The sequence below is a fragment of the Mycobacterium paragordonae genome (assembly GCF_003614435.1).
GTDB classification, from domain to species: Bacteria; Actinomycetota; Actinomycetes; order Mycobacteriales; family Mycobacteriaceae; genus Mycobacterium; species Mycobacterium paragordonae.
In genome coordinates this window covers 1,597,097-1,619,277 of record NZ_CP025546.1, presented here as the reverse complement: position 1 = coordinate 1,619,277, position 22,181 = coordinate 1,597,097, and the positions used below count along the sequence as shown (strand labels likewise).

At 67.3% G+C, this 22,181-nt stretch carries 26 protein-coding genes; 13 read left to right on the top strand and 13 right to left on the bottom strand.

Translation table 11 applies throughout. The features are described from left to right. Nucleotides 1-801, bottom strand: coding sequence for a ParA family protein (locus C0J29_RS07535; RefSeq protein WP_120794615.1), 801 nt, complete (start codon nucleotides 799-801; stop codon nucleotides 1-3). 87 nt (nucleotides 802-888) lie between these two features. Between C0J29_RS07535 and C0J29_RS07530 the strand changes: the two genes are divergently transcribed. From C0J29_RS07530 to C0J29_RS07520, 3 genes are read left to right on the top strand one after another with little or no spacing between them, the layout of a single operon-like run. Further along, a complete protein-coding gene (locus C0J29_RS07530; protein ID WP_065047262.1) occupies nucleotides 889-1,500 on the top strand; it encodes an acid phosphatase in 612 nt (203 codons plus the stop codon). Then, nucleotides 1,497-2,594: an isochorismate synthase gene (locus C0J29_RS07525; RefSeq protein WP_120791913.1), complete on the top strand. Its 1,098-nt coding sequence runs from the start codon at nucleotides 1,497-1,499 to the stop codon at nucleotides 2,592-2,594. The genes C0J29_RS07530 and C0J29_RS07525 overlap by 4 nt, the downstream gene beginning before the upstream one ends. Then, entirely contained in the window at nucleotides 2,591-3,073 is a 483-nt protein-coding gene (locus C0J29_RS07520) for a GNAT family N-acetyltransferase (protein ID WP_065162665.1), read from the top strand. Before C0J29_RS07525 ends, C0J29_RS07520 begins: the two co-directional genes overlap by 4 nt. Here the strand turns inward: C0J29_RS07520 and C0J29_RS07515 are convergent. After that, complete coding sequence (locus C0J29_RS07515) at nucleotides 3,025-3,456, bottom strand: hypothetical protein (protein ID WP_065162690.1); 432 nt, start codon at nucleotides 3,454-3,456, stop codon at nucleotides 3,025-3,027. The genes C0J29_RS07520 and C0J29_RS07515 overlap by 49 nt on opposite strands. Nucleotides 3,457-3,796: 340 nt before the next feature. Between C0J29_RS07515 and C0J29_RS07510 the strand changes: the two genes are divergently transcribed. Both C0J29_RS07510 and whiB1 read left to right on the top strand, forming a co-directional pair. Then, nucleotides 3,797-4,753, top strand: a complete 957-nt coding sequence (locus C0J29_RS07510) for a diacylglycerol/lipid kinase family protein (RefSeq protein ID WP_065162666.1) — start codon at nucleotides 3,797-3,799, stop codon at nucleotides 4,751-4,753. A 291-nt stretch (nucleotides 4,754-5,044) separates the two neighbouring features. After that, complete coding sequence (whiB1, locus tag C0J29_RS07505) at nucleotides 5,045-5,299, top strand: transcriptional regulator WhiB1 (RefSeq protein ID WP_036353357.1); 255 nt, start codon at nucleotides 5,045-5,047, stop codon at nucleotides 5,297-5,299. A gap of 56 nt (nucleotides 5,300-5,355) precedes the next feature. Here whiB1 and C0J29_RS07500 read toward each other — a convergent pair whose 3' ends face one another. Beyond that, the gene (locus C0J29_RS07500) at nucleotides 5,356-6,858 is read right to left on the bottom strand and encodes a sensor histidine kinase (RefSeq protein ID WP_065162667.1); all 1,503 of its coding nucleotides are present in this window, start codon (nucleotides 6,856-6,858) and stop codon (nucleotides 5,356-5,358) included. A gap of 22 nt (nucleotides 6,859-6,880) precedes the next feature. Continuing rightward, the gene (locus tag C0J29_RS07495; RefSeq protein ID WP_065047355.1) at nucleotides 6,881-7,096 is read right to left on the bottom strand and encodes a biotin/lipoyl-binding carrier protein; all 216 of its coding nucleotides are present in this window, start codon (nucleotides 7,094-7,096) and stop codon (nucleotides 6,881-6,883) included. Between the two features lie 173 nt (nucleotides 7,097-7,269). Here C0J29_RS07495 and C0J29_RS34735 point away from each other — a divergent pair, with 173 nt between their 5' ends. After that, the gene (locus C0J29_RS34735) at nucleotides 7,270-7,344 is read left to right on the top strand and encodes a 50S ribosomal protein bL37 (RefSeq protein ID WP_011728008.1); all 75 of its coding nucleotides are present in this window, start codon (nucleotides 7,270-7,272) and stop codon (nucleotides 7,342-7,344) included. 16 nt (nucleotides 7,345-7,360) lie between these two features. Here the strand turns inward: C0J29_RS34735 and rsrA are convergent, their stop codons facing one another. Both rsrA and C0J29_RS07480 read right to left on the bottom strand, forming a co-directional pair. Further along, nucleotides 7,361-7,660, bottom strand: coding sequence for a mycothiol system anti-sigma-R factor (gene rsrA, locus C0J29_RS07485; protein ID WP_065162668.1), 300 nt, complete (start codon nucleotides 7,658-7,660; stop codon nucleotides 7,361-7,363). Continuing rightward, nucleotides 7,657-8,313 (bottom strand): sigma-70 family RNA polymerase sigma factor, encoded by a 657-nt coding sequence (locus C0J29_RS07480; RefSeq protein ID WP_162951606.1) that lies wholly within the window; start codon nucleotides 8,311-8,313, stop codon nucleotides 7,657-7,659. The genes rsrA and C0J29_RS07480 overlap by 4 nt, the downstream gene beginning before the upstream one ends. Before the next feature lie 255 nt (nucleotides 8,314-8,568). Here C0J29_RS07480 and C0J29_RS07475 point away from each other — a divergent pair, with 255 nt between their 5' ends. Continuing rightward, nucleotides 8,569-9,417, top strand: coding sequence for an SDR family oxidoreductase (locus C0J29_RS07475; protein WP_065162670.1), 849 nt, complete (start codon nucleotides 8,569-8,571; stop codon nucleotides 9,415-9,417). Between the two features lies 1 nt (nucleotide 9,418). After that, the gene (locus tag C0J29_RS07470; protein WP_065047279.1) at nucleotides 9,419-9,907 is read left to right on the top strand and encodes a YbaK/EbsC family protein; all 489 of its coding nucleotides are present in this window, start codon (nucleotides 9,419-9,421) and stop codon (nucleotides 9,905-9,907) included. On the opposite strand, the gene C0J29_RS07465 is transcribed toward C0J29_RS07470, so the two are convergent. The 3 genes from C0J29_RS07465 to C0J29_RS07455 are packed head-to-tail and all read right to left on the bottom strand — an operon-like array spanning nucleotide 9,885 to nucleotide 13,882. Continuing rightward, a complete protein-coding gene (locus tag C0J29_RS07465; protein WP_065162672.1) occupies nucleotides 9,885-10,685 on the bottom strand; it encodes an alpha/beta fold hydrolase in 801 nt (266 codons plus the stop codon). The genes C0J29_RS07470 and C0J29_RS07465 overlap by 23 nt on opposite strands. Beyond that, nucleotides 10,682-12,370, bottom strand: a complete 1,689-nt coding sequence (locus tag C0J29_RS07460; RefSeq protein ID WP_065162673.1) for a PHA/PHB synthase family protein — start codon at nucleotides 12,368-12,370, stop codon at nucleotides 10,682-10,684. The genes C0J29_RS07465 and C0J29_RS07460 overlap by 4 nt, the downstream gene beginning before the upstream one ends. A 3-nt stretch (nucleotides 12,371-12,373) precedes the next feature. Then, a complete protein-coding gene (locus tag C0J29_RS07455; protein WP_065162674.1) occupies nucleotides 12,374-13,882 on the bottom strand; it encodes a long-chain-fatty-acid--CoA ligase in 1,509 nt (502 codons plus the stop codon). Between the two features lie 132 nt (nucleotides 13,883-14,014). Here C0J29_RS07455 and C0J29_RS07450 point away from each other — a divergent pair, with 132 nt between their 5' ends. Then, a complete protein-coding gene (locus tag C0J29_RS07450) occupies nucleotides 14,015-15,205 on the top strand; it encodes a PucR family transcriptional regulator (protein WP_065047286.1) in 1,191 nt (396 codons plus the stop codon). A gap of 12 nt (nucleotides 15,206-15,217) precedes the next feature. On the opposite strand, the gene C0J29_RS07445 is transcribed toward C0J29_RS07450, so the two are convergent. Beyond that, nucleotides 15,218-16,114, bottom strand: a complete 897-nt coding sequence (locus C0J29_RS07445) for an undecaprenyl-diphosphate phosphatase (RefSeq protein WP_065162675.1) — start codon at nucleotides 16,112-16,114, stop codon at nucleotides 15,218-15,220. A gap of 76 nt (nucleotides 16,115-16,190) precedes the next feature. Further along, nucleotides 16,191-17,060 carry a 3-hydroxyacyl-CoA dehydrogenase family protein gene (locus C0J29_RS07440; RefSeq protein ID WP_174814825.1) on the bottom strand — a complete coding sequence of 290 codons (870 nt, stop codon included), beginning with the start codon at nucleotides 17,058-17,060 and terminating at the stop codon, nucleotides 16,191-16,193. A gap of 42 nt (nucleotides 17,061-17,102) precedes the next feature. On the opposite strand from C0J29_RS07440, the gene C0J29_RS07435 reads away from it, so the two are divergent. Continuing rightward, the gene (locus tag C0J29_RS07435; protein WP_231513476.1) at nucleotides 17,103-17,366 is read left to right on the top strand and encodes a hypothetical protein; all 264 of its coding nucleotides are present in this window, start codon (nucleotides 17,103-17,105) and stop codon (nucleotides 17,364-17,366) included. A gap of 4 nt (nucleotides 17,367-17,370) precedes the next feature. On the opposite strand, the gene C0J29_RS07430 is transcribed toward C0J29_RS07435, so the two are convergent. Continuing rightward, on the bottom strand, nucleotides 17,371-18,135 hold the full coding sequence (locus C0J29_RS07430) for an SOS response-associated peptidase (protein ID WP_065162677.1): 765 nt from the start codon (nucleotides 18,133-18,135) through the stop codon (nucleotides 17,371-17,373). A 55-nt stretch (nucleotides 18,136-18,190) separates the two neighbouring features. Here C0J29_RS07430 and aroA point away from each other — a divergent pair, with 55 nt between their 5' ends. Together aroA and rsgA are read left to right on the top strand one after the other, a co-directional pair. Further along, nucleotides 18,191-19,468, top strand: a complete 1,278-nt coding sequence (gene aroA, locus C0J29_RS07425; RefSeq protein WP_120791911.1) for a 3-phosphoshikimate 1-carboxyvinyltransferase — start codon at nucleotides 18,191-18,193, stop codon at nucleotides 19,466-19,468. Continuing rightward, nucleotides 19,465-20,445, top strand: a complete 981-nt coding sequence (gene rsgA, locus C0J29_RS07420) for a ribosome small subunit-dependent GTPase A (protein WP_065047299.1) — start codon at nucleotides 19,465-19,467, stop codon at nucleotides 20,443-20,445. The genes aroA and rsgA overlap by 4 nt, the downstream gene beginning before the upstream one ends. Here rsgA and C0J29_RS07415 read toward each other — a convergent pair. Further along, complete coding sequence (locus C0J29_RS07415) at nucleotides 20,432-20,905, bottom strand: winged helix-turn-helix transcriptional regulator (protein WP_065162679.1); 474 nt, start codon at nucleotides 20,903-20,905, stop codon at nucleotides 20,432-20,434. The genes rsgA and C0J29_RS07415 overlap by 14 nt on opposite strands. A 97-nt stretch (nucleotides 20,906-21,002) precedes the next feature. On the opposite strand from C0J29_RS07415, the gene C0J29_RS07410 reads away from it, so the two are divergent. Further along, the gene (locus C0J29_RS07410) at nucleotides 21,003-22,175 is read left to right on the top strand and encodes a thiolase family protein (protein WP_120791910.1); all 1,173 of its coding nucleotides are present in this window, start codon (nucleotides 21,003-21,005) and stop codon (nucleotides 22,173-22,175) included. Nucleotides 22,176-22,181 lie beyond the last annotated feature (6 nt).

Sequence of the window (22,181 nt, the reverse complement as noted above, 5' to 3'; positions counted from 1 at the left end):
TTAGTACTCCACCGCGAAGGTGGGCAACGCCTTGCCGGTCTTCCAGTGCTTGAGCAGCGCCTTGGCCAGGTCCCGATAGGCCAGCGCCCCCTTGTTCTTGCGTCCCGCCAGCACCGACGAACCCGACGCGCTGGCCTCGGCGAAGCGCACCGTCCGCGGGATCGGCGGTGCGAGCACCGGCAGCTCGTAGCGGTCGGCGACGTCGAGCAGCACGTCGCGGGTGTGCGTGGTCCGCGAGTCGTACAGCGTCGGCAAAGCGCCCAGCAGCCGCAGCTCCGGATTGGTGATCTGCTGCACGTCCGCGACGGTGCGCAGGAATTGACCCACGCCGCGATGAGCCAGCGTCTCGCACTGCAGCGGCACGATGACCTCGTCCGCGGCGGTCAGCCCGTTGAGCGTGAGCACCCCCAGCGATGGCGGGCAGTCGATGATCACCACGTCGAAATCGTCGGCGAGCTTGGCCAGCGCCCGCTTGAGGGCATACTCGCGCCCCGCCCGCATCAGCAGCATCGCCTCCGCGCCCGCAAGGTCAATGTTGGCCGGCAGCAACGTCATTCCCTCATCCGTCGTCACCAGCGCGGCGCTCGGTTCGACGTCGCCGAGCAGCACCTCATGGACGGAGACGGGCAACTTGTCCGGATCCTGGCCCAGCGAGAAGGTCAAACAACCCTGGGGATCCAGGTCGACGAGCAGCACCCGTTTTCCTTCGTCCACCATCGCCGCACCGAGCGAAGCGACCGTCGTCGTCTTGGCCACACCGCCCTTCTGGTTGGCCACCGCCAGCACGCGCATGTCACTCACAGTGCCCATCCTGGCACGGAACCCATTGCCCCGTTCGGGTGGCGGGCCCGGCACGCCTCTCGGCGTGTCTCGGGCAGAATCGCGAGCATGGGCGTACATGATCACCGGCTGGTGCTGTTGCGCCACGGGGAGACCGAATGGTCGAAATCGGGCCAGCACACCGGCCGCACCGACATCGAGCTGACCGGCGCCGGCCGGGAACAGGCCGAGTTCGCCGGGGTGGTCCTGGGTGATCTGCACCTCGACAGGCCCTTCGTTTACTGCAGCCCGCGCCGCCGGACCCTGGTCACCGCCGACCTGGCCGGACTCATCGTCGATCAGGTCACGCCGCTGGTCGCGGAGTGGGACTACGGCGACTACGAGGGCCTGACCACCCCGCAGATCCATGAAACCGACCCCGATTGGCTGGTGTGGACGCACGGATGTCCCGGCGGGGAGAGCGTGGCGCAGGTCAGCGAACGCGCCGACCGGGCCATCGCTCTCGCGTTAGAGAACATGGAGTCACGCGACGTGCTCTTCGTGAGCCACGGCCATTTCTCCCGCGCCGTCATCACCCGGTGGTCGCAATTCGGGCTGACCGAGGGCAGCCGCTTCGGGATGCCCACCGCGACCATCGCGATCTGCGGGTTCGAGCACGGCATCCGGCAACTGGCCCAGCTCGGGCTGAGCTGCCATCCCAAACCGTCTGCGATCGCGTGAGCGCCGAACCGGCGTTTGTGCTGACCGGACCACGCGGAACCCTGCTCGTCGATCGGGCCCGCGACCACTTCCCCGACATCGCGTCGGCGCAAGCCGCGCTTCAGACGGGGCGGGCCCCAATAGTGTTGGGCGCCTTGCCTTTCGATGTGAACGGGCCGGCAGCGCTAATGGCCCCGGATACGCTGCGGCGCCTCGACACACTGCCCGACTGGCCGCGCGACCCGCTGCCTTCTGTGCGCGTCGACGCCGCCCTGCCACCCGGCGGCGAGCATGCCGACCGCATCAGGCGGGCCCGTGAACAGCTTGCGGCGCCGGGCAATTCGCTGCGTAAGGTGGTCCTGGCCCGCGCGTTACGGCTGGCCGCCGACGCTCCCCTGGACGGCCGGGTGGTGCTGCGGCGCCTGATTGACGCCGATCCGACGGCGTACGGTTTTTGTGCCGACCTGAGCGCGGCCGGTGCGGCCTACACCGGGGCGGCTCTGGTGGGCGCCAGCCCGGAGCTGCTGGTCGCGAAGTCCGGCGACCAGGTGGTGTGCCGGCCGTTCGCGGGCTCGGCGCCACGTTCCGCCGAACCCGACATCGATGCGGCCAACGGTGCGGCGCTGGCCGCATCCGAGAAGAACCGGCACGAGCATCAACTGGTCATCGACACCATGCGTGCCGCGCTCGAACCGTTGTGTGATGACCTGACCATCGCCGCCGAACCGCAACTGAGCCGCACCGCGGCCGTCTGGCACCTGTGCACCCCGATCGTCGGCCATTTACGCGATACCTCAACCAGCGCAATCGATCTGGCGCTGGCGCTGCACCCCACGCCGGCGGTCGGCGGGGTGCCGACCGAGCAGGCCACCGAGCTGATCGCCGAACTGGAGGGCGACCGCGGCTTCTACGCCGGAGCGGTGGGCTGGTGCGACGAGCATGGTGACGGCTACTGGGTGGTGTCGATCCGGTGTGCCGAATTGTCGGCCGACCGCCGTACGGCGTTGGCCCGGGCGGGCGGCGGCATCGTCGCCGAATCCGACCCGGACGACGAAGTAGCAGAAACCACAACGAAATTCGCGACGATTCTGAAAGCCCTTGGAGTACAGCAGTGACCGAGCAGATCCGCCGAGCGGCACCGGGCGACGTTGCGGACATCACCGCCATGATCCACGAGCTCGCCGAGTTCGAGCACGCGGCCGGCGACTGTACAGTGACCGAAAAGCAGATCGCCACAGCACTTTTCGGAGATTCGCCGACGGTTTACGGACACGTGACCGAGAGCGACGGCCAGATCGCCGCGATGGCCCTGTGGTTTCTGAGCTTCTCCACCTGGGACGGCGTGGCGGGCATCTACCTCGAGGACCTCTACGTGCGGCCGCGTTTTCGGCGGCTGGGCCTGGCCCGTGGGCTGCTCGGGGCGCTGGCCGCCGAATGCGTTCGCAACGGCTACAGCCGGTTGTCGTGGGCGGTGCTCAACTGGAACACCGACGCGATCGCGCTGTACGACGCCGTCGGCGGGCAGCCGCAGAACGAGTGGACCACCTACCGGGTCTCCGGCCCCGAACTGGCCGCGCTGGCCGGGCCCGGCTGATCACGCCCGGCCGCCCAGCGCACCGACGGGCCGCTGAACAGCAACGCCAGCGTGACGAGTGACACCAACGCCACGGGAGTGCCGAACACCGGCCGGTGTGAGCCGACCGCCAGATACCAGGCCACCGGCAGCAGCAGCAGCTGGGTGAACACGGCCAGTCCCCGGCCCCAGCGCTTGCCCTTGACCAGGGCGAGCCCGGCCGCCAACACCCCGCCCCCGATCACCGCGAACCAGGCCGCCGTGCCGAGTCCGTTGACGACGTGCTGATCGGCTCCGGCCAGGCCACGGATCACCAGAATCACGGCCACCACCAGCGCCGTGACTCCCTGGGCAGCGACGATGAAGCCGGCGCGACGGACGGTGGAGGGGACGGGAACGGTCACAGCGCCAGCGTAGTCAGGCGGTCGGCGGCCGCTGCCGGCGTCGCCGTCGGCCGCTGCCGTCGCCGTCGTCGTCGTCGTCGCGAGATTGCCGTGAGGGCTGTGGTCCGGCCGGAATCGCGACCATGGCCGCAATCTCGACGCCAAGGCCGGGCGCCCCATCACAATCGCGCTTCTCCTCCGCGGCCCGTCCCGGCCCGCATCGTCGTCGCGCCCCATCACAATCGCGCTTCTCCTCCGCGGCCCGTCCCGGCCCGCATCGTCGTCGCGCCCCATCACAATCGCGCTTCTCCTCCGCGGCCCGTCCCGGCCCGCATCGTCGTCGCGCATAAGCTCAAGCGTCATGCGTGCCATGTTGATCGTCAATCCGATTGCCACCACCATCACGCCGAGCGCCCGCCAACTGGTGGGACGCGCCCTGAGCAACCGCCTTGACCTCACCATCGAGCTCACCAACTACTCCGGTCACGCCGAAGAACTCGGCCACAAAGCCGTCACCGACGGGTTCGACCTGGTGGTCGTCCACGGCGGTGACGGAACGGTCAACCAGGTGGTCAACGGCATGCTCGGCCGGCCCGGCTCCGCCCCGGCGGGCCCCGTCCCGGCACTGGGCATCATCCCCGGCGGTTCGGCGAACGTGCTGGCCAGGGCGTTGGGGATACCGCGAGACGCCTCCGGCGCGACCGACCAGCTGATCGCGCTGCTGAACGCCTACGAGCGCCACCACGAATGGCGCCGCATCAGCCTGATCGACTGCGGCGAGATCTACGCGCTGGTCAACGCCGGCATGGGCGTAGACGCCGAGGTGGTCCAGGCGGTCGAAGCCGAGCGGAAGAAGGGCCACAAGATCACCCCGCTGCGCTATTGGCGGGTGGCGACCCCGGTCTCGGTCAGGTTCAGCCGCCGCGAACCCAACCTCATCCTGGAGCGGCCCGACCAGGAGCCCGTTTCCGGCGTGCACTTCGTCTGGGTGTCCAACACCAACCCGTGGACCTACAGCGACGACCGGCCGATGGTCACCAATCCCGGCTGCAGCTTCGAGTCGGGCCTGGGCCTGTTCGCGCTCACCAGCATGAAGCTGATACCCACCCTGCGGCTGCTGCGCCAGCTGCTCGCCAAGCGGCCGAAGCTGGAAGCGAAACAGCTCATCCGCGACGATGACATCAGCCACATCCGCGTCGGCACGATGGCCGGCCCGGCCGCCTGCCAGTATGACGGTGAATACCTCGGACTGCGCGAAACCATGACGTTCCGGTCGGTTCCAGCCGCCCTTGCAGTGGTCGCACCGCCACCAAATTAGCGCCGCTGACCTGCGGGAATCGAAGATGTGACAAGCCCGCGACAAAATCGTGGGGCGAAATTCGGCAGCTAGTGTAGTACAACTGAGTAAGGGCCTGGGTAAGAGATCGGCAAAGTGAGATACCCCACGGGCTCACGTAACACTATTGACATCTGTTGAGCCTGTGAAACGATCAAAAGGTTGCATGCAGAAATATGCAAAGGTACGGAAACCTTTCTTGCGCAAGCTCAACAGCCAAGAAGAAAAAATGCCCGTGCGCAGTGCTGCGCACTTAGTGAGGAGTAGCAACTAATGGATTGGCGCCACAGGGCGGTCTGCCGTGACGAGGATCCGGAGCTGTTCTTCCCGGTTGGGAACAGCGGCCCGGCACTCGCGCAGATCGCTGACGCGAAACTGGTCTGTAATCGGTGTCCGGTGACCACAGAGTGTCTCGGATGGGCTCTGAATACTGGTCAGGACTCGGGCGTCTGGGGTGGGATGAGCGAAGACGAGCGGCGTGCACTCAAGCGCCGCAACGCCCGGACGAAGGCCCGAAGCGGAGTCTGACAACTCAGCTAAGTAGCAATACGGCCCCGAGAAATCGGGGCCGTATTGCTGCGCGCTCACACCAGTAACCGCCCCATGCGGCCGATCGGAACCCGCAGCACCACATCGGTTCCGCGGTCCGGGCCTTCCCGCATTCCCAGGGAGCCGTCCAGTTCCGCGGACACCAATGTCCGCACGATCTGCAGCCCCAGGCTGTCCGACTTTTCCAGGCTGAATCCCTCGGGCAGACCACGCCCGTCGTCGTGCACCACGACGTCCAGCCAGCGTGCCGAACGCTCGGCGCGAATGGTCACCGATCCACCGGTGGCCGTCGGATCGAACGCATGCTCGATAGCGTTCTGCACCAGTTCGGTGATCACCATGATCAGCGCCGTCGCCCGGTCGGAGTCCAGCACCCCCAGGTCGCCCACCCGGTTGATCCGGATCGGCCGGTCCACCGAGGCCACGTCGTTCATGATCGGCAGGATCCGGTCGATGACCTCGTCCAGGTTCACCTGCTCGTCCACCGACATGGACAGTGCGTCGTGTACCAGCGCAATCGAGGACACCCGGCGCACCGATTCGATCAGGGCCTCCCGGCCCTCAGCGTTGACGGTGCGGCGGGCCTGCAGCCGCAGCAGCGCCGCGACGGTCTGCAGGTTGTTCTTCACCCGGTGGTGAATTTCGCGGATCGTGGCGTCCTTGGATATCAGCGCGCGGTCGCGCCGCTTCACCTCGGTGACGTCCCGGATCAGAATCGCCGCGCCCACGTTCTCACCGTGGACCACCAGCGGCAGCGTCCGCAGCAGCACGGTGGCACCGCCGGCGTCCACCTCCATACGCATGCTCGACCCGCCGGCCAGCAGGTTGAGCACGTGTTCGGCCACCTCCTGCGCCTCGAACGGGTCCGAGATGAGAGGCCGGGTGACCTTGATGAGGTTGTGCCCCTCCAGCTCACTCGTCAGGCCCATCCGGTGATAGGCCGACAGCGCGTTGGGGCTGGCGTAGGCGACGACGCCCTCCACGTCGAGCCGGATGAAGCCGTCACCCGCGCGCGGCGTCGAGCGGGACATGGCGACGTCGCCGACGTCGGGAAAGGTACCTTCGGCGATCATGTGCAGCAGGTCGACGGCGCATTCGCGATAGGCCGTTTCCAGGTGGCCGGGCATGCGCTGGGCGACCAGCTCGGTCTGGTGCTGGGTGAGCACCGCCACCACCTGGCCGCCGTAACGCACCGGGGAAGCCGCGATGTTGGGGCCGGGCAGCTGCCACGAACGGCTCTCTGCCGCTTCGCTTTCCAAGATCGTGACCCGTGAGCTGAAGGTTTCGGCGACCAGCGGCAACCGGTCGGCCGATACCACGCTGCCCACCGCGTCGGTCTGCAGGACCGTGGGCGCGGTGTTGGGCCGACACTGCGCCACGCACACCAGCACGCCGTCGTCCCGGCGCACCCACATCAGGTAGTCGGCGAAGGACAGGTCGGCCAGCAACTGCCACTCCCCCACCACGGCATGCAGGTGATCGACGGCATTGCCGGGCAGAACCGTGTGCTCGGCGAGCAGGTTACCGAGAGTGGACATGCAGGTAAGTGGCGCCCAACGGCTAGCTGATCACGGCAATGAGGTCGCCGGCCTGGATCACATCGCCGACGGCCACGCTCACCTGGCTGATGGTTCCGGCGACCTCGGCCAGGACCGGGATCTCCATCTTCATGGATTCCAGCAGCACCACGACGTCACCCTGGCCGATTTGGTCGCCTTCTGTGACCACGACTTCGAGCACGCTGGCCACGATCTCGGCGCGGACCTCCTCGGACATCATCACCCCACTCGTTTCGGCCGATTCTGCGTATATCGAACCATAAGGCCGTTAGGGGTAACGCCGCGCGGCCTAATGAGGGCGCGTCGCCGGTCGCATGAGACACTGGTGAGTAACTGCGCGGCCCCTGCGCCGCCTGCATTGACGATTCCCGGACGAAACGAGGTTCCATCATGGCCAAGCGTGGCCGCAAGAAGCGTGACCGTAAGCACAGCAAGGCCAACCACGGCAAGCGCCCCAACGCCTGACCCTGAAGCCTGACCGTCAGCCCTGAAACTCTCCCCGGACGATCGTGGTCTGGCGGATTTCCAGCCGCAGCCGCTCGCGCAGGCTGTCGGGCGCCTTTTCACCGCTGCATTTGGTCGCGATCAGCGCTTTGAGCCGCTCCTCGATGCCGTAGTGCTGGAAGCACCCGGGGCATGCCTCGAGGTGCCGGCGCAGGCTTTCCTTCTTCTCCGGGGTGCATTCGCCGTCGAGCAGCGTCCATACCTCGGCGATCACCTCGGCACAGCCGAAGGCACCGTGGTCGTCGTGCTCGCTGGGTCGGCCGCAGGACTCACTCATGACGACACCTCCTCGTGTGCCTGCTCACCGCGGGTGAAACCACGATCCTTGGCCACGTCAGCCAGCAATTCGCGCAACTGACGGCGGCCCCTGTGCAGCCGGGACATCACGGTACCGATCGGGGTGCCCATGATCTCGGCGATCTCTTTATACGGAAAACCTTCGACGTCCGCGTAGTAAACGGCCATCCGGAACTCTTCCGGCAGCGCTTGAAGTGCCTCTTTGATCTCGGTATCGGGCAGCGCCTCGAGCGCCTCCACCTCGGCCGACCGCAATCCGGTCGAGGTGTGCTCGGCGTTGGCCGCCAGCTGCCAGTCGGTGATCTCCTCGGTCGGATACTCCGACGGCTGCCGCTGCTTCTTGCGGTAGCTGTTGATGTAGGTGTTGGTCAGAATCCGGTAGAGCCACGCCTTGAGGTTGGTGCCTTCGCGGAAGGACCGGAATCCGGCGTACGCCTTCACCATCGTCTCCTGCAGCAGATCCTCGGCGTCGGCCGGATTGCGCGTCATGCGCAGCGCACCACCATAGAGCTGGTCGAGCAGCGGAATCGCGTCGCGCTCGAAGCGCGCCGTCAGCTCGGCGTCGGACTCGTCAGGCTTGAGCGGCCCCTTCGCGGCACCGTCGAGCCCGGTCTCGCCATCGATGTCGGCCATCTTGATTAACACGGTCCCTTCGGTTGCGGCGCCACCGGAGCGCGCAAACCACGCTTCCGGACTCGCAAGGAAGCGATCCAACCGCTCCGCACCCAAGAGGCTCGTCGCAGTTGACACCGAACTCCCTCCTTCAATCTAAAGGCCGCCACCAAACCGTGCAGTCACCGCCTCACATAACGGCAATTTCGGGCGCGCTATTTCCGGCCTGTGATCCCGCGGTCGGGCCCAATGGCACGTGGCGTTAATGTGACGGCCATGTCCCTTAACGGCAAAACCATGTTCATCTCCGGCGCCAGCCGCGGTATCGGCCTGGCGATCGCCAAACGCGCCGCTCAAGACGGCGCCAACATCGCCCTGATCGCCAAGACGGCCGAGCCGCACCCCAAGCTTCCCGGCACGGTGTACACCGCCGCCAAGGAGCTGGAGGAAGCGGGCGGACAGGCCCTGCCGATCGTCGGGGACGTTCGGGACCCGGATTCGGTGGAGTCCGCCGTCGCCAAGACCGTCGAGCAGTTCGGCGGCATCGACATCTGCGTCAACAACGCCTCGGCCATCAACCTGGGCTCGATTCTCGAGGTGCCGATGAAGCGCTTCGACCTGATGAACGGCATCCAGGTGCGCGGCACCTACGCCGTGTCGCAGGCCTGCCTCCCGCATCTGAAGGGCCGCGAGAACCCGCACATCCTGACGCTGTCGCCCCCGGTGCTGCTCGGCAAGGAGTGGCTGAAGCCGACGGCGTACATGATGGCCAAATTCGGTATGACGTTGTGCGCGTTGGGAATCGCCGAGGAGATGCGCGACGAGGGCATCGCGTCGAACACGCTGTGGCCGCGCACCCTGGTCGCCACCGCAGCGGTGCAGAACCTGCTCGGCGGCGACGAGGCGATGGCTCGTGCCCGCAAGCCCGAGGTGTACTCCGACGCCGCCTACGTCATCCTCAACAAGCCGTCCCGGGAGTACACCGGCAACATGGCGCTGTGCGAGGACGTGCTCCTCGAGTCCGGCGTCAGCGACCTGTCGGTCTACGACTGCGTTCCCGGCGGGAAACTCGGTGTCGACTTCTGGGTGGACGGCGTCAACCCGCCGGGGTACTCCCAGCCCTGACGTGGCTGCTGCCGCGACACCGGCTCTGGCGGCACTGGCCAAAGCCGGTGTGCCGCACGAGGTGGTGAAGTACGACCACGACTCCCGCGAACGCTCGTTCGGCGCCGAGGCGGTCAGCGCGCTGACCGAATCGGAAGGCATTGCGGCAGAACAGATTTACAAGACACTGATCATCGAGGTGCCGGGCGGTCTGGCGGTGGCGATCGTGCCGGCGTCCGCGAAGCTGTCGTTGAAGGCAGCGGCTGCGGCGCTGGGCGTCGGTAAAGCCGCCATGGCCGACCCCGCTGTCGCCGAACGAACGACCGGCTATGTGCTGGGCGCCGTCTCGCCCTTCGGGCAGCGCAAGCGGCTGCCCACCGTGCTCGATTCGGGCGCGCTGGCCTGGGAAACGATGTACTGCAGCGCGGGCCGGCGCGGCTGGGACGTCGGGGTGTCACCGCAGGACCTGATCCGGTTGACGAACGCGGTCACGGCGTCGATCCAGGCGTAGCGGTCAGGAACCGCTCGATGACCGGCGCCAGTTCGGGCGCGTTGTGCACCACGTCGATATGCCCGCCGGAGTGCAGGTGCAGACGCGAATGCGGCAGCAACCGGTGCATGATGTGCGCGTTGACCACCGGGATGATCGGGTCGTCGGTACCCGCCACGATCAATGTCTGCTGACGCACCGCACGCAGGGCGAACAGACTGGTCCACACCGATCCGGCGAGCAGCTGGTGCAGGTAGCCGATCTTCGAGCCGGCATGCAACTGCTTGACGAAAAGCTGCGCCACGTCCTCGCCGTGGGTGCGGACGGTGCCACCGTACAGCTCACCGGCAATGAGCCCGGCATAGCCGGGATCCGAGAAACGGCGCGGGGTAACCATTTTCGCCAGTACCCGCGGGTGGGCCGGCACCATCAGCGCGCCCGTCCCGGTCGCCACCAGTATCAGACGCCGGCACCGGCGTGGATTCTGGAACGCGAACTGCTGCGCCAGGGCACCGCCCCAGGACAACCCGAGCACGTCCACCACGCCGATGCCCAGCTTCGTCAGCACCCGGCCCAGCACCCAGGCCAGATAGGGGAAGCCGTAGGGCAGCGGCGACGTCGGCGAGCCGCCGGTGCCCGGGACATCGAATCTGACCACCGGACAACTCAATTGGTCCGCCAGCGGGTCCAGCACTTCGAGGCTGGCACCGATGCCGTTGCACAGCACCAGCGGCACCCCGATACCGGGCCGCACCTCGACCCGGATGCGCTGACCGCCGGCTGTGACGTAGTGACTCATTTCTCCATCACATAACTGCCGGGTGCCGGCCCCAGCGGCGGAAGATTCTCTCCACCAAGGGCTTTGGGTGCGTCCACCTCCGGACCGCTGCGCTGCGCCAGCCAAGCGACGTAATGCGGCCACCAGGAGTCGGCGAACTTCTCGGCGGCGCCCAGCCACTGCTGCGGGTCCTCGTCGCCGACCGGGCCGACGCGGTAGGAAGCCTTGGGGTTGCCGGGCGGGTTGACCAGGGCCGCGATGTGACCGCTGGTGGACAGCACGTAACTGTTGTCCTTGCTGCCCAGCAGACGCGCGCTGCGGTAGGTGGCCTGCCACGGGGAGATGTGGTCGGCGACGCCGCCGATCACGTAGGCGTCCGACGTGATCTTGCCGAGGTCGACCGGACTGCCCAGCATGCTGACCGCGCCGGGGGTGAGCAGCGCGTTGTGCAGACCCATCAGCACCATGTCGCGGTGCAGTGCGGCAGCCATCCGGGTGGTGTCGGCGTTCCAGAACAACACATCGAACGCGGCCGGTTTGCGGCCCTGCACATAGTTGTTCACCACATACCGCCACACCAGGTCGGTGGGACGCAGCCAGGCGAACATCTCGGCCATGTCGCGTCCGTCCAGGAAGCCCTTCTTGGCCGACACCCTGATCGCGGCCTGCGCCGCGCGGTCGCTCATCGCCGCCGCGGCGAATCCGGCCCGGGTCTCGTCCAGCACCGTGACCGCCAGAGTCAGGCCCGCAACCCGGTCGCCCTCCCCGATGTCGGCCAGATGGGCAGCCGTCATGGCCGCAAGGATGCCGCCCGAGCAGGTCGCCAGCAGATGGGTGCTGTCGGTGCCGGCAATCTTCTGCACCGCGTCCATCGCATCGATGATCGCCGCGCCGTAGGCGTCGAAACCCCAGTCCCGATGCCGCGCTTGCGGATTGCGCCACGACATGACGAACACCTGCTGACCCTGCGCGACGAAATATTCGATCATGCTGCGCCCCGGCGCGATGTCCATGACGTAGTACTTATTGATCACCGGCGGCACCAAGAGCAGCGGAGTCTCCCGCACCTTCGCGGTCTGCGGGGCGTACTGGATCAGCTCGAACATCGCCGTTTGCAGCACCACGGCGCCCTTTGTGACGGCCACGGTCTCGCCGACAACATAGGCGTCCGGCTCTACCATCGCCGGCACCCGCGGCTTCGAAAGCATGTCGCGGGCAAAGGCTTTCAGGCCCCGTACGGCGCTCAGGCCGCCGGTGTCGATCAGGGCTTTCCAGCCGAGTGGGCTGAGCAGCGGATTGTTGCTGGGCGCGAGGCCCTCGACCAGGTTGTCCAGGACGAACTGCATCTTCTCCTGGTCGCGCCAGTCGAGTGCGGCGTCGCCGAGCAGGCCCTCGGCGGTCTCCGCCCCGGCCAGGTAGGCCTGCATGATTCGGTGCAGCAACGGATTGTCCTGCCACGCAGGATCACTGAACCGTTTGTCGGCACGCGCCGGAGCGCGATGCGACTTGCCCGCGGTGATGTTGCCGAGCTCGCGGGTCAGCGTGCCGACCCGGTCCGCGACGGCGCCCGGCTGTTGCGCCAGGTTCGCGGCGACGCGCGCCCAGGTGGCGTCGGGCAGCATCCGGCTAAAGAAGGGCCGGGTGGCGCTGGTGAGCAACAGGTCCAGGGGTGCGGCCAGTTCGTCTGGTTTGGGTTGCGCGGCCATGGGTTATCGGGTCCTTTCGGTGGTCGGGATGGTGATGTCGCGCTTCTGGACCTTGCCGGTCGGTCCCTTGGGCAGCTCGTCGACGAGCCAGACCATGCGCGGGTATTTATAGGCGGCGACCCGGTCTTTGACGTGGTCGCGCAGTTGCTCGGCGGTCACCGTGGCGTCCTTCTTGAGGGCGACCGCGGCTCCGACTTCCTCGCCGAGCGAGTCGTGCGGAACGCCGACGACGGCGGCTTCGGCGACCGCCGGGTGCTCATAGAGCACTTCCTCGATCTCGCGGGGATAGACGTTGTAGCCGCCGCGGATGATCAGGTCTTTGGTCCGGTCGACGATGTAGAAGTAGCCGTCTTCGTCGACGCGTCCGACGTCGCCGGTGTTCAGCCAGCCGTCTCCGGTGATGGTGGCCCGGGTTGCGTCCGGCAGATTCCAGTAGCCCTTCATCACGTTGTGCCCACGGATCTGGATCTCACCGGTATCGCCACGGGCGACCTCGGCCCCGTTCAGGTCGACGACCCGCATCTGCACGCCGTCGATCGGCGTGCCGATCGATCCGGCCTTGCGCGGTCGGTCGGGATGGTTGAAGGCGGCCGCCGAGGAGCTTTCGGACAACCCGTAACCTTCGAGAACGGTGCAGCCGAATGCCTTCTCGAAGTCGGTGAGGACCTGAACGGGCAGCGCCGCGCCGCCGGAAACACAGGTGCGCAGGCTGCGCGTCGCTCCGGGCGCCAACTCGGCGGCGCCGAGCAGAGCCGAGTACATGGTGGGCACGCCCTCGAAGACCGTCACGGCGTCGCGCTCGATCACCTCGAGGGCCTTGCGTGGGTCGAAACGCGGGATGAGCGTCAGCGTCGCGCCCGCGAGCACCGCACTGTTGAGCGCGCCGGTCAGCCCGAAGACGTGAAACAGCGGCAGGCAACCCATCACCACGTCGTCCGGGGTGATCTTGGCCAGCGTGCGCACCGTGACCTCCGCGTTGCAGCCCAGGTTGCCGTGAGTGAGCATGGCGCCTTTGGGTTTTCCCGTGGTACCGGAGGTGTGCACAATGACCGCGACGTCGTCGGAACCGCGCTGGACCGGGTTCTGCCGGACGGGCAGTTCCGCGATCAGGCCGGCCAGTGCGGCGTCGTCGACGAGCCAGCATCGCGCTCCCACCTCGTCGGCGCCGGCAGTTGCCTCCGCGGCGAACGAGGGGGTGGCGAACAGCGCCGTGGCACCGCTGTTGGACAGGTAGTAGGTGACCTCGCGGGCCTTGAGCAACGGGTTCATCGGGACCGCGACGGCGCCCCGGTACATGATGCCGAAAAACGCGATGGCGTAAGCGGGGGTGTTGGGCAGCATCAGTCCCACCCGGTCGCCGGGCTCGATGCCGGCCCGCTCCAACAGTGTCGCCACCCGCGCGGCCGCGGTGTGGAACTCGGCGAACGTGAATGTCAGGTCGTCGCAGCGCAGGGCGATGCGGTCAGGGTAAAGATCCTTCGCCACAACAAGATTGGCGCTCAATGCGGTCATGGGTTGCCTCCGGGAAGTGCTGATCTGGGCCTGACTCCAGCGTGGCGGCGCCGGCTGCGGACAACAATGTCCGTGCAAACAACGTCAAGGCTTCTTCGGTGTGACCGCGCACATCGGGCCTACAGTTTGTGCATGGCCGTCGGCACTACGGTTGACCCGCACGTCATCGAACTCGGCAGACTCATGCTGGCCCGTGCCCCCAGTTTGGGCGAGGCGATGGCGGACCTGCTGTGCCGCGAGATAGACGTGTACGACGACGACTCGGTCGTGACGAAGGACGAGGTCCGCGAAAGTTGTGTGGCGAACCTGACATTCATCTTCGACGCGCTCGCGCGTGACGCGGACTCCGGAGCCGATGTTTCGCCCGCCCAGCGCACCGGCACCACGCGGGCGATCAGCGGTGTGCCGTTGCCGGCCGTGATGACCGCCTACCGCATCGGCTTCCGCTTCATGTGGGAACAGACGCTGGCGGTGGCGCGCGAAGCGGCGATACCCACGGACTCGATCCTGGCTGCCACCTCCCGCGTTTTCTTCGCCCAGGAGACGTTCACCCAGGCGATGAGCGACGCGTACCGCCAACAACTGACGGTGCAGATCCTGGAGCGGGAAGAAGAACGGTCGGCTCTGGTGGAGGCGTTGCTGACACGACGGATGACCGACCGGCAGAGCCTGTGGGAGGCCGCGGACCTGTTGCGGCTGCCGACATCGGGCCCTTACGTCGTGGTGGCCGCGGGTCTTCCCGCGATCGGCAAGCTGGGTCTGCCGGCCATCGAGAACAAGCTGTCCGCCCGTGACATCCGGTCCGCCTGGCGACTGCTGCCCGATCTTCAGGTCGGCATCGTCCACCTGCGGGAACCGGGCCGCACCCTGGACACGCTGATCGAGGTGCTCCGCCAGGCCGCCCACGCACGGGTCGGAATCAGTCCGCCGTTTCACGAGCTGCCCGACACCGCTGACGCGTTGCGATATGCCCGACTCGCGACGGCGGGCGACTCACCCGAACTGGTCACCGTTTTCGATGACACGCCGCTCGCCCTCGCAGCGGTCAGTGCGCCCGAGGTGATGACGCGGATCCGATCGACGGTGCTGGGACGGCTGGATGCCATGCCGGCCGAGGAACGGGCCGTGCTGATCGATACCTTCCGGGCGTGGCTGGATGTCGGCGGCTCAGCGAATGAAGCTGCGGCGCAGATCTATTGCCATCCGAACACGGTGCGGCACCGGTTGCGGCGGATCGAGGAGCTGACCGGCAGGTCCCTGGCACGTCCCAGAGACGTCGCCGAACTCTGTCTCGCGTTCGAAGTTTCGCAGCGGCTGCCATGACCGACGCGTATGTCAGCCCAAGACCAGCCAGACCAAGCTTGCGGCCCCTGCCAGGGCACAGTAGATCGCGAATGGAGTCAGGGTGCGGGTCTGGAAGTAGCGGGTCAGGAAGCGCACGGACAGGTACGCGGCGATAAACGAGGCAATACTGCCGGCGAGTACCTGGCCCCCGATGCCCGCGCCCATGGGTCCGAGCAGATCGGGAATCTTGTAGAACCCCGCCGGCAGGATGATCGCTGTCGCCAGCAGAAACGAGTAACGGGCGGCGTCTTCGTGGGAAAGTCCGCGCCAGAGGCCCGCGACCATGGTGATCCCCGAACGACTGATACCCGGAAGCAACGCCAGAATTTGCGCGGAGCCGATCAATATGCCTTGCGCCCTTGGCATCTGGGATAGCCGGTCGTCAATCGCGGCGTCGGTGTGCGAAGGTTCGGCGGGTTCATCGTCGGCACGGCGGCGCAGCACCTCGCCCACATACAGGGCGACCCCGTTGACCATCAGGAATATGGCTACCGGAATCGGCTTGCCGAGGGTGGTGCGGAAGAGATGCTCTAACGCCACTCCGGCGACGCCGACCGGAATGGTGGCGAGCAGAATCAGCCAAGCCAGTCGCTCGGTGGGCGTTTCTATCCTGCGGTAGCGCAGCGACGAGGCGAATCCCGACAGGATCCGTGCCCAGTCCCGCCAGAAGAACACCAGCAGGGCGGCGGCCGTTGCGACGTGTACTCCGACGATGAACGCCAGATAGGGCGACTCCGGCGCGGTCACGTTCAGGTCGTCGGCCCACCGGCCGCCGACCAGAGCGGGCACCAGCACCGCGTGCCCGAGGCTGGACACCGGAAACAATTCGGTGATGCCCTGGAATGCGCCGACCACGATCGCCTCGACAAAGCTCAAGTGCGCGCTCACTATCGACTTCCTTTACCTCGATCGCACGGGCGTCTGGGACACCACGGCACCTGGACCTGGGCCACGCCCGCTGCGGTTACCGATAGTGGTAGAACCCCTCGCCCGTCTTGACGCCGAGCTTGCCCGCGTCCACATAGGACCGCAGCAGGTCCCGCACGCTCTGGGGCAGGTATGGAAATTCCTGTGCGTAGTTGTTCTCGATGTCGAGCACCACGTCCAGTCCGACCAGGTCCATCATCTGGAACGGCCCCACCGGGAAGCCGAAGTTGACCTTCCAGATGCCGTCGACGTCTTCGGGGCGGGCCACCCCCTCTGCGACGACGGCGACGCACTCGCGCTTGATGGCCGCCCAGACCCGGTTGAAGATGAACCCGGTGCACTCCTTGCGGGCTTCGAAAGGATGCACCCCGAATTCGGGCAGCACCGCCAGTAGCGTGTCGAGCAGACCACGGTCGGTCTCGCCGTCCGACATCAGTTCCAGAGCGTTGAACTGAGGCGGCATATTGAAGTGCGTGTTGCACAGCCGTGTCTTGTCCCTGATGTTTTCGGCCATCAGCCGCGACGGGAACGACGACGAGTTGGTGCCGAAGATGGTGTCCGGCGGTGCGGCCCGGTCGATCTCGCCCCACAACGGGATCTTGATGTCCAGCTGCTCGGGGACGGACTCGACGGCGAGCCAGGCTCCGTCCAGCGCCTCCGGCAGCGTCGCAACCCCGAGGACAGCGCCCATCTCGCCAAAACCTCTGTCTTGCAATAGCTTCGGAAGATTATCGGTCACATACTGGCACGCTTCGGCCCGCTGTTCGGGGCGGCGCGCGTAGATCCGTACCGGTCCCCCCCGACTCGCTAGCATCAGCGCTATGCGGCGGCCCAGCGTGCCCGCCCCGATCACCGCCGCGGGACGGTCCTGGATTTCCTCAAACGTGTGGGTGTATTTGCCGGTCACAATTGCATGCTAGGCAGCGCGTTAACGCCTACGATGCCGACCATGCCCCCGCCGGAAGAACTCGACAGCGTCCTGGCGAACCTCAACGCGCGGATTGCCGCGGTGGAGAGATCGCAGGCCGACTATCGCTCAATGACCGAAGCGATCAAAGCGTTCGGCGAGACTCAGCAATTGCTGGCGGACGTGCTCCGGTCGAACATCACCGCCATGCGGACCACGGCCGACGACACGAACCAGCGGATCCGCACGGTGGAAGCGTCCATTGCCACGATCGTCGGGCTGCTCGGCCAGGCGCTGCAGCGGTAACCGGCTACAGCAGCGTCATCTGCCCGGGTTCCGGCTCGGCCGGCTCCAACAGTTCCGGTCCGTTGTTGCGGATGTTGTTGACCAGTTTCGAGACCTCGCGCAGCTCGATGTCGCGCACGTCCGGCGGTCGTGCCAGCAGCTCGGGATCCAGCGGCGCGTCCGGGTTCAGCCAGGCATCCCAATCGCCCTCACCGAGCATCAACGGCATGCGGTCGTGGATCTCAGCGAGTTCGCCCACCGCGTCGGTGGTGATGATGGTGCAGCTGAGCAACGGCTTCGCCTCTTTGTCGGACTTCCACACCGACCACAACCCGGCCGCGAACAGCGGCTCGCCGTCCCGCCGGTGCATGAAGAACGGTGTCTTGCCCACCTTCTTCGCGGTCCCACCGTCGGGGTTGGCGCGCCATTCGTAATAGCCGTCCATCGGCACCAGGCAGCGCTTGCTCTTGGCGGAGCCCCGGAACGCCGGCGACGTGGCGACCTTGTCGGCGCGCGCGTTGATCAACAACGGGCCCTTGGTCTCCGGCTTACCGTCCGCGTCGGCCTTGACCCAGGGCGGCAACAGGCCCCACCGCATCAGCCGAACCCGGCGGGTGGCCCGGTCGTCGGGCTCGGTGTGGCGGCTCACCACCGTGGCGATGGTGGTGGTGGGGGCCACGTTGTAGTTGGGCTCGGAGGCACGTTCATCGGTGCCCGTGGCCTCATCGATTGCCTTGATCTTCTCGGCGAGCAGGGCCGGATCGGTGGTGACTGCGAAACGTCCACACATATGTCCCATGGTGGCAGATTGCGGCTGTCGGGCCGCGACAAGGGAAGATGGACCGGTGAGCGCATGGCAGGCCCCGTCCGCACCGGCACCGGTGCACGCGACCGTGACCGTCCCCGGCTCGAAATCCCAGACCAACCGGACGCTGATCCTGGCCGCCCTGGCGGCCGCGCAAGGCCTGGGCGCCTCCACCATCACCGGCGCACTGCGCAGCCGGGACACCGACCTGATGATGGGTGCGTTGCGGACACTGGGCCTGCACGTCGAGGGCCCCGGCTCCGAACTGACGGTCAGCGGCAGCATCGCCCCCGACCCCGAGGCCCGGGTCGACTGCGGCCTGGCCGGCACCGTCCTGCGGTTCGTGCCGCCGCTGGCCGCGTTGAGCGCCGCCCCGGTCGTCTTCGACGGCGACGAGCAGGCCCGCGCCCGGCCCATCGCCCCGCTGCTCGATGCACTGCGCGGACTGGGCGTGCCGGTCGACGGATCTGGTCTGCCCTTCCGGGTGCAGGGCAACGGAGCGGTGGCCGGTGGCACGGTGGCCATCGACGCCTCGGCGTCCTCACAGTTCGTCTCGGGCCTGCTGCTGTCGGGGGCGTCGTTCACCGAGGGGCTGACCGTGCAACACACCGGCGCTTCGCTACCGTCGGCGCCGCACATCGCGATGACGGTGGCGATGCTGCGGCAGGCGGGAGTCGTCGTCGACGACTCGGTCGCCAACCGCTGGCAGGTACTTCCTGGCCCGGTCAAGGCCCGGCACTGGGAGGTCGAACCGGATCTGACCAATGCGGTCGCGTTCCTCGCGGCCGCGGTGGTGACCGGCGGCACGGTGCGCATCACCGGCTGGCCGCAGACCAGCGTGCAGCCCGCCGGGCACCTCCTGGATGTGCTGAAAAAGACGGGCGCCCTTGTCACACAGGCCGATTCGGCGCTGGAGGTACGGGGCGCGGCGGCGTATGACGGCTTCGACGTCGACCTGCGCGACGTGGGCGAGCTGACACCGACGGTGGCCGTCCTGGCCGCGCTGGCCGCGACGGGTGCGGTGTCCCGGCTGACCGGCATCGCGCACCTGCGCGGACACGAGACCGACCGGCTGGCCGCGCTGAGTACCGAGATAAATCGCCTGGGCGGCGACTGCCGGGAGACCGACGACGGTCTGGTGATCACCGCTACGCCGCTGCGGCCGGGCCTCTGGCACGCCTACGCCGACCACCGGATGGCAATGGCCGGAGCCATCGTCGGATTGCGGGTTCCCGGCGTGCAGGTCGACGACATCGCCGCCACCACCAAGACGCTGCCCGAGTTCCCGCAGCTGTGGCGTGAAATGGTGGGCGATTGAGGCCTGGCGACTACGACGAGTCCGACGTCAAGGTCCGGTCCGGCAAGGGATCGCGGCCCCGGACAAAGACTCGTCCGCAGCACGCCGACGCCGAGTCCGCCATGGTGGTCAGTGTCGACCGCGGCCGCTGGGGTTGCGTGCTGGGCGGGGACCCCGAACGCCGCGTCGTCGCCATGCGGGCCCGTGAGCTCGGCCGCACCCCGATCGTCGTCGGCGATGACGTCGACATCGTCGGTGACCTGTCCGGGCGAACCGACACTCTGGCCCGCATCGTCCGGCGCGGCCCCAGGCGAACGGTGTTGCGGCGCACCGCCGATGACACCGACCCGACCGAACGGGTGGTGGTCGCCAACGCCGACCAACTGCTGATGGTGGTTGCCCTGGCCGACCCGCCGCCCCGCAGCGGACTGGTGGACCGCGCGCTGATCGCCGCGTACGCCGGCGGCCTGCGGCCGATCCTGTGTCTGACCAAGACCGACCTGGCACCGCCCGAACCGTTCGCCGAGCAGTTCGTCGACCTGGACCTCACGGTGGTGGCCGCGGGCGTGGACGATCCGCTGCTGGCGGTGGCCGATCTGCTCGACGACAAGATCACGGTACTGCTGGGACACTCCGGGGTGGGCAAGTCGACCTTGGTGAATCGCCTTGTGCCCGATGCGGATCGAGCGGTCGGCGTGGTGACGGATATCGGTCGTGGCCGGCACACCTCGACGCAGTCGGTCGCCCTGCCGCTGGCACGTGGCGGCTGGGTGATCGACACGCCCGGCATCCGCTCGTTCGGGCTCGCCCACATTCAGCCCGACGACGTGATGAAGGCGTTCTCGGATCTTTCCGAGGCCATCGACGACTGCCCGCGCGGCTGCGGGCACATGGGTCCGCCGGCCGACCCCGAGTGTGCGCTGGACGCGCTTTCCGGGACGGCGCCGCGTCGCATCGCCGCGGCCCGACGGCTGCTGGCCACCCTCAGGGAGACTTGACCAGCCGCATGCCGAGTTCGTCCGGGGTCACCAGATGCCCTTCGGCGCAACGTATTTGAACTTCTGCGGCGGCGCCGCATCCGACGTGCTCCAGCTTCAGCCGGTGCCGGCCCGGCAGGTGGCGCTGGCCCCACTGAAACATCGACCACACCACCGGCATGAACTCGACGCCGGACTCAGTGAGCACGTACTCGTCGCGGCTGCGCTGGCCGGGTTCCCGGTAGGGCCGGCGCTCCAGGAGTCCGAGGTCGACGAGTTCGGTCAGCCGGGCCGAGGTCGCGGCCTTGGTGATGCCCACCCGGCGGGCGAAGTCGTCGAACCGGGTGGTGCCGTAGTAGGCCTCGCGCATGATCAGCATCGCTGACTTGGTGCCGACCACGGCCATGGTCTTCTCGATCGCGCACTCCCCGACCGCCGACCAGGAATCCCGATCGGCCAGCCGCCCTTGCAGCATTGTCATGCACGTCACCTCCGGACTGGGTTGATTTCAGTATACCCAGGTGTTATAGCTGGGTATAGACAGAAATACTCAGCTGTCAAGGACTCAAGGAGGAGCCATGACCCGTGACGCCGTGATCGTCGGCGCTGTTCGCACCCCCGTCGGTAAGGGCAAAGCCAACGGCGCGCTGCACGACGTGCTGCCGGCCGACCTGCTGGCGCACAGCCTGCGCGAGGTGGTGGCCCGCACCGGCGTCGACCCCGCACAGGTCGACGACGTCATCGTCGGCGCCGTCACGCAGGTGGGCGACCAGGCCGTCAACATCGCCCGTAATGCGTTGCTGGGGGCCGGCTTTCCGGAGTCAGTGCCCGGCACCACAGTCGACCGGCAGTGCGGCAGCAGCCAGCAGGCGATCAGCTTCGCTGCCCAGGGTGTCATCGCCGGCGCCTACGACATCGTCATCGCCAGTGGCGTGGAGTCGATGAGCCGGGTGCCGATGGGAACGTCGGTCTTACCGGGCAGCAACCCGTTCGGCGAGGACATGACGCGGCGCTACCCCGACGGCCTGGTGCCGCAGGGCATCAGCGCGGAGCTGATCGCCGCGAAGTGGGGCTTCTCCCGCGCCCAGCTCGACGAGTTCTCCGCGGCCAGCCACGAGAAGGCCGCCCGCGCCACCAAGGAGGGACTGTTCGACAACGAACTCATCCCGATCGCGGGGCTGTCCACCGACGAGATCATCCGGCCCGGCACCACGGTCGACACCCTGGCCGGGCTCAAGCCGGCGTTCTACAGTGAATCGATGGCTGCGCGGTTCCCGCAGATCAACTGGCAGATCACGCCGGGCAATTCGTCACCGCTCTCCGACGGCAGTGCGGCGGTGATGATCACCAGTAGCGAGGTGGCGGCGAAGCTGGGCCTGAAACCGCTGGCCCGCATCCACACGGCCACCGCGGTGGGATCCGACCCGCTGTACATGCTGACCGGAGTCATACCCGCCACCGAACGAGTGCTGCAGCGTGCTGGGCTGACGCTGGCCGACATCGACCTGTTCGAGGTGAACGAGGCCTTCGCGCCGGTCGTCCTGGCCTGGGCGAAAGACACCGGAGCGGACCTGGCCAAGACCAACGTCCACGGCGGCGCCATCGCGATCGGCCACCCGCTGGGTGCCAGCGGCGCCCGCATCATGACCACCATGGTGAACGCCCTGGAGCAGCGCGGCGGACGTTATGCGCTGCAGACGATGTGCGAGGGCGGCGGCATGGCCAACGCCACCATCATCGAGCGGCTTTAGTAGTGA

What these genes read in the sequence shown, in the direction of transcription:
- C0J29_RS07530 (WP_065047262.1), top strand. Translation starts at nt 889, where the DNA reads ATGGGCGTACATGATCACCGGCTGGTGCTGTTGCGCCACGGGGAGACC.
- C0J29_RS07510 (WP_065162666.1), top strand. Translation starts at nt 3,797, where the DNA reads ATGCGTGCCATGTTGATCGTCAATCCGATTGCCACCACCATCACGCCG.
- whiB1 (WP_036353357.1), top strand. Translation starts at nt 5,045, where the DNA reads ATGGATTGGCGCCACAGGGCGGTCTGCCGTGACGAGGATCCGGAGCTG.
- C0J29_RS07500 (WP_065162667.1), bottom strand. Translation starts at nt 6,858, where the DNA reads ATGTCCACTCTCGGTAACCTGCTCGCCGAGCACACGGTTCTGCCCGGC.
- C0J29_RS07495 (WP_065047355.1), bottom strand. Translation starts at nt 7,096, where the DNA reads ATGTCCGAGGAGGTCCGCGCCGAGATCGTGGCCAGCGTGCTCGAAGTC.
- rsrA (WP_065162668.1), bottom strand. Translation starts at nt 7,660, where the DNA reads ATGAGTGAGTCCTGCGGCCGACCCAGCGAGCACGACGACCACGGTGCC.
- C0J29_RS07480 (WP_162951606.1), bottom strand. Translation starts at nt 8,313, where the DNA reads ATGGCCGACATCGATGGCGAGACCGGGCTCGACGGTGCCGCGAAGGGG.
- C0J29_RS07475 (WP_065162670.1), top strand. Translation starts at nt 8,569, where the DNA reads ATGTCCCTTAACGGCAAAACCATGTTCATCTCCGGCGCCAGCCGCGGT.
- C0J29_RS07465 (WP_065162672.1), bottom strand. Translation starts at nt 10,685, where the DNA reads ATGAGTCACTACGTCACAGCCGGCGGTCAGCGCATCCGGGTCGAGGTG.
- C0J29_RS07460 (WP_065162673.1), bottom strand. Translation starts at nt 12,370, where the DNA reads ATGGCCGCGCAACCCAAACCAGACGAACTGGCCGCACCCCTGGACCTG.
- C0J29_RS07455 (WP_065162674.1), bottom strand. Translation starts at nt 13,882, where the DNA reads ATGACCGCATTGAGCGCCAATCTTGTTGTGGCGAAGGATCTTTACCCT.
- C0J29_RS07450 (WP_065047286.1), top strand. Translation starts at nt 14,015, where the DNA reads ATGGCCGTCGGCACTACGGTTGACCCGCACGTCATCGAACTCGGCAGA.
- C0J29_RS07435 (WP_231513476.1), top strand. Translation starts at nt 17,103, where the DNA reads ATGCCCCCGCCGGAAGAACTCGACAGCGTCCTGGCGAACCTCAACGCG.
- C0J29_RS07430 (WP_065162677.1), bottom strand. Translation starts at nt 18,135, where the DNA reads ATGTGTGGACGTTTCGCAGTCACCACCGATCCGGCCCTGCTCGCCGAG.
- C0J29_RS07415 (WP_065162679.1), bottom strand. Translation starts at nt 20,905, where the DNA reads ATGACAATGCTGCAAGGGCGGCTGGCCGATCGGGATTCCTGGTCGGCG.
- C0J29_RS07410 (WP_120791910.1), top strand. Translation starts at nt 21,003, where the DNA reads ATGACCCGTGACGCCGTGATCGTCGGCGCTGTTCGCACCCCCGTCGGT.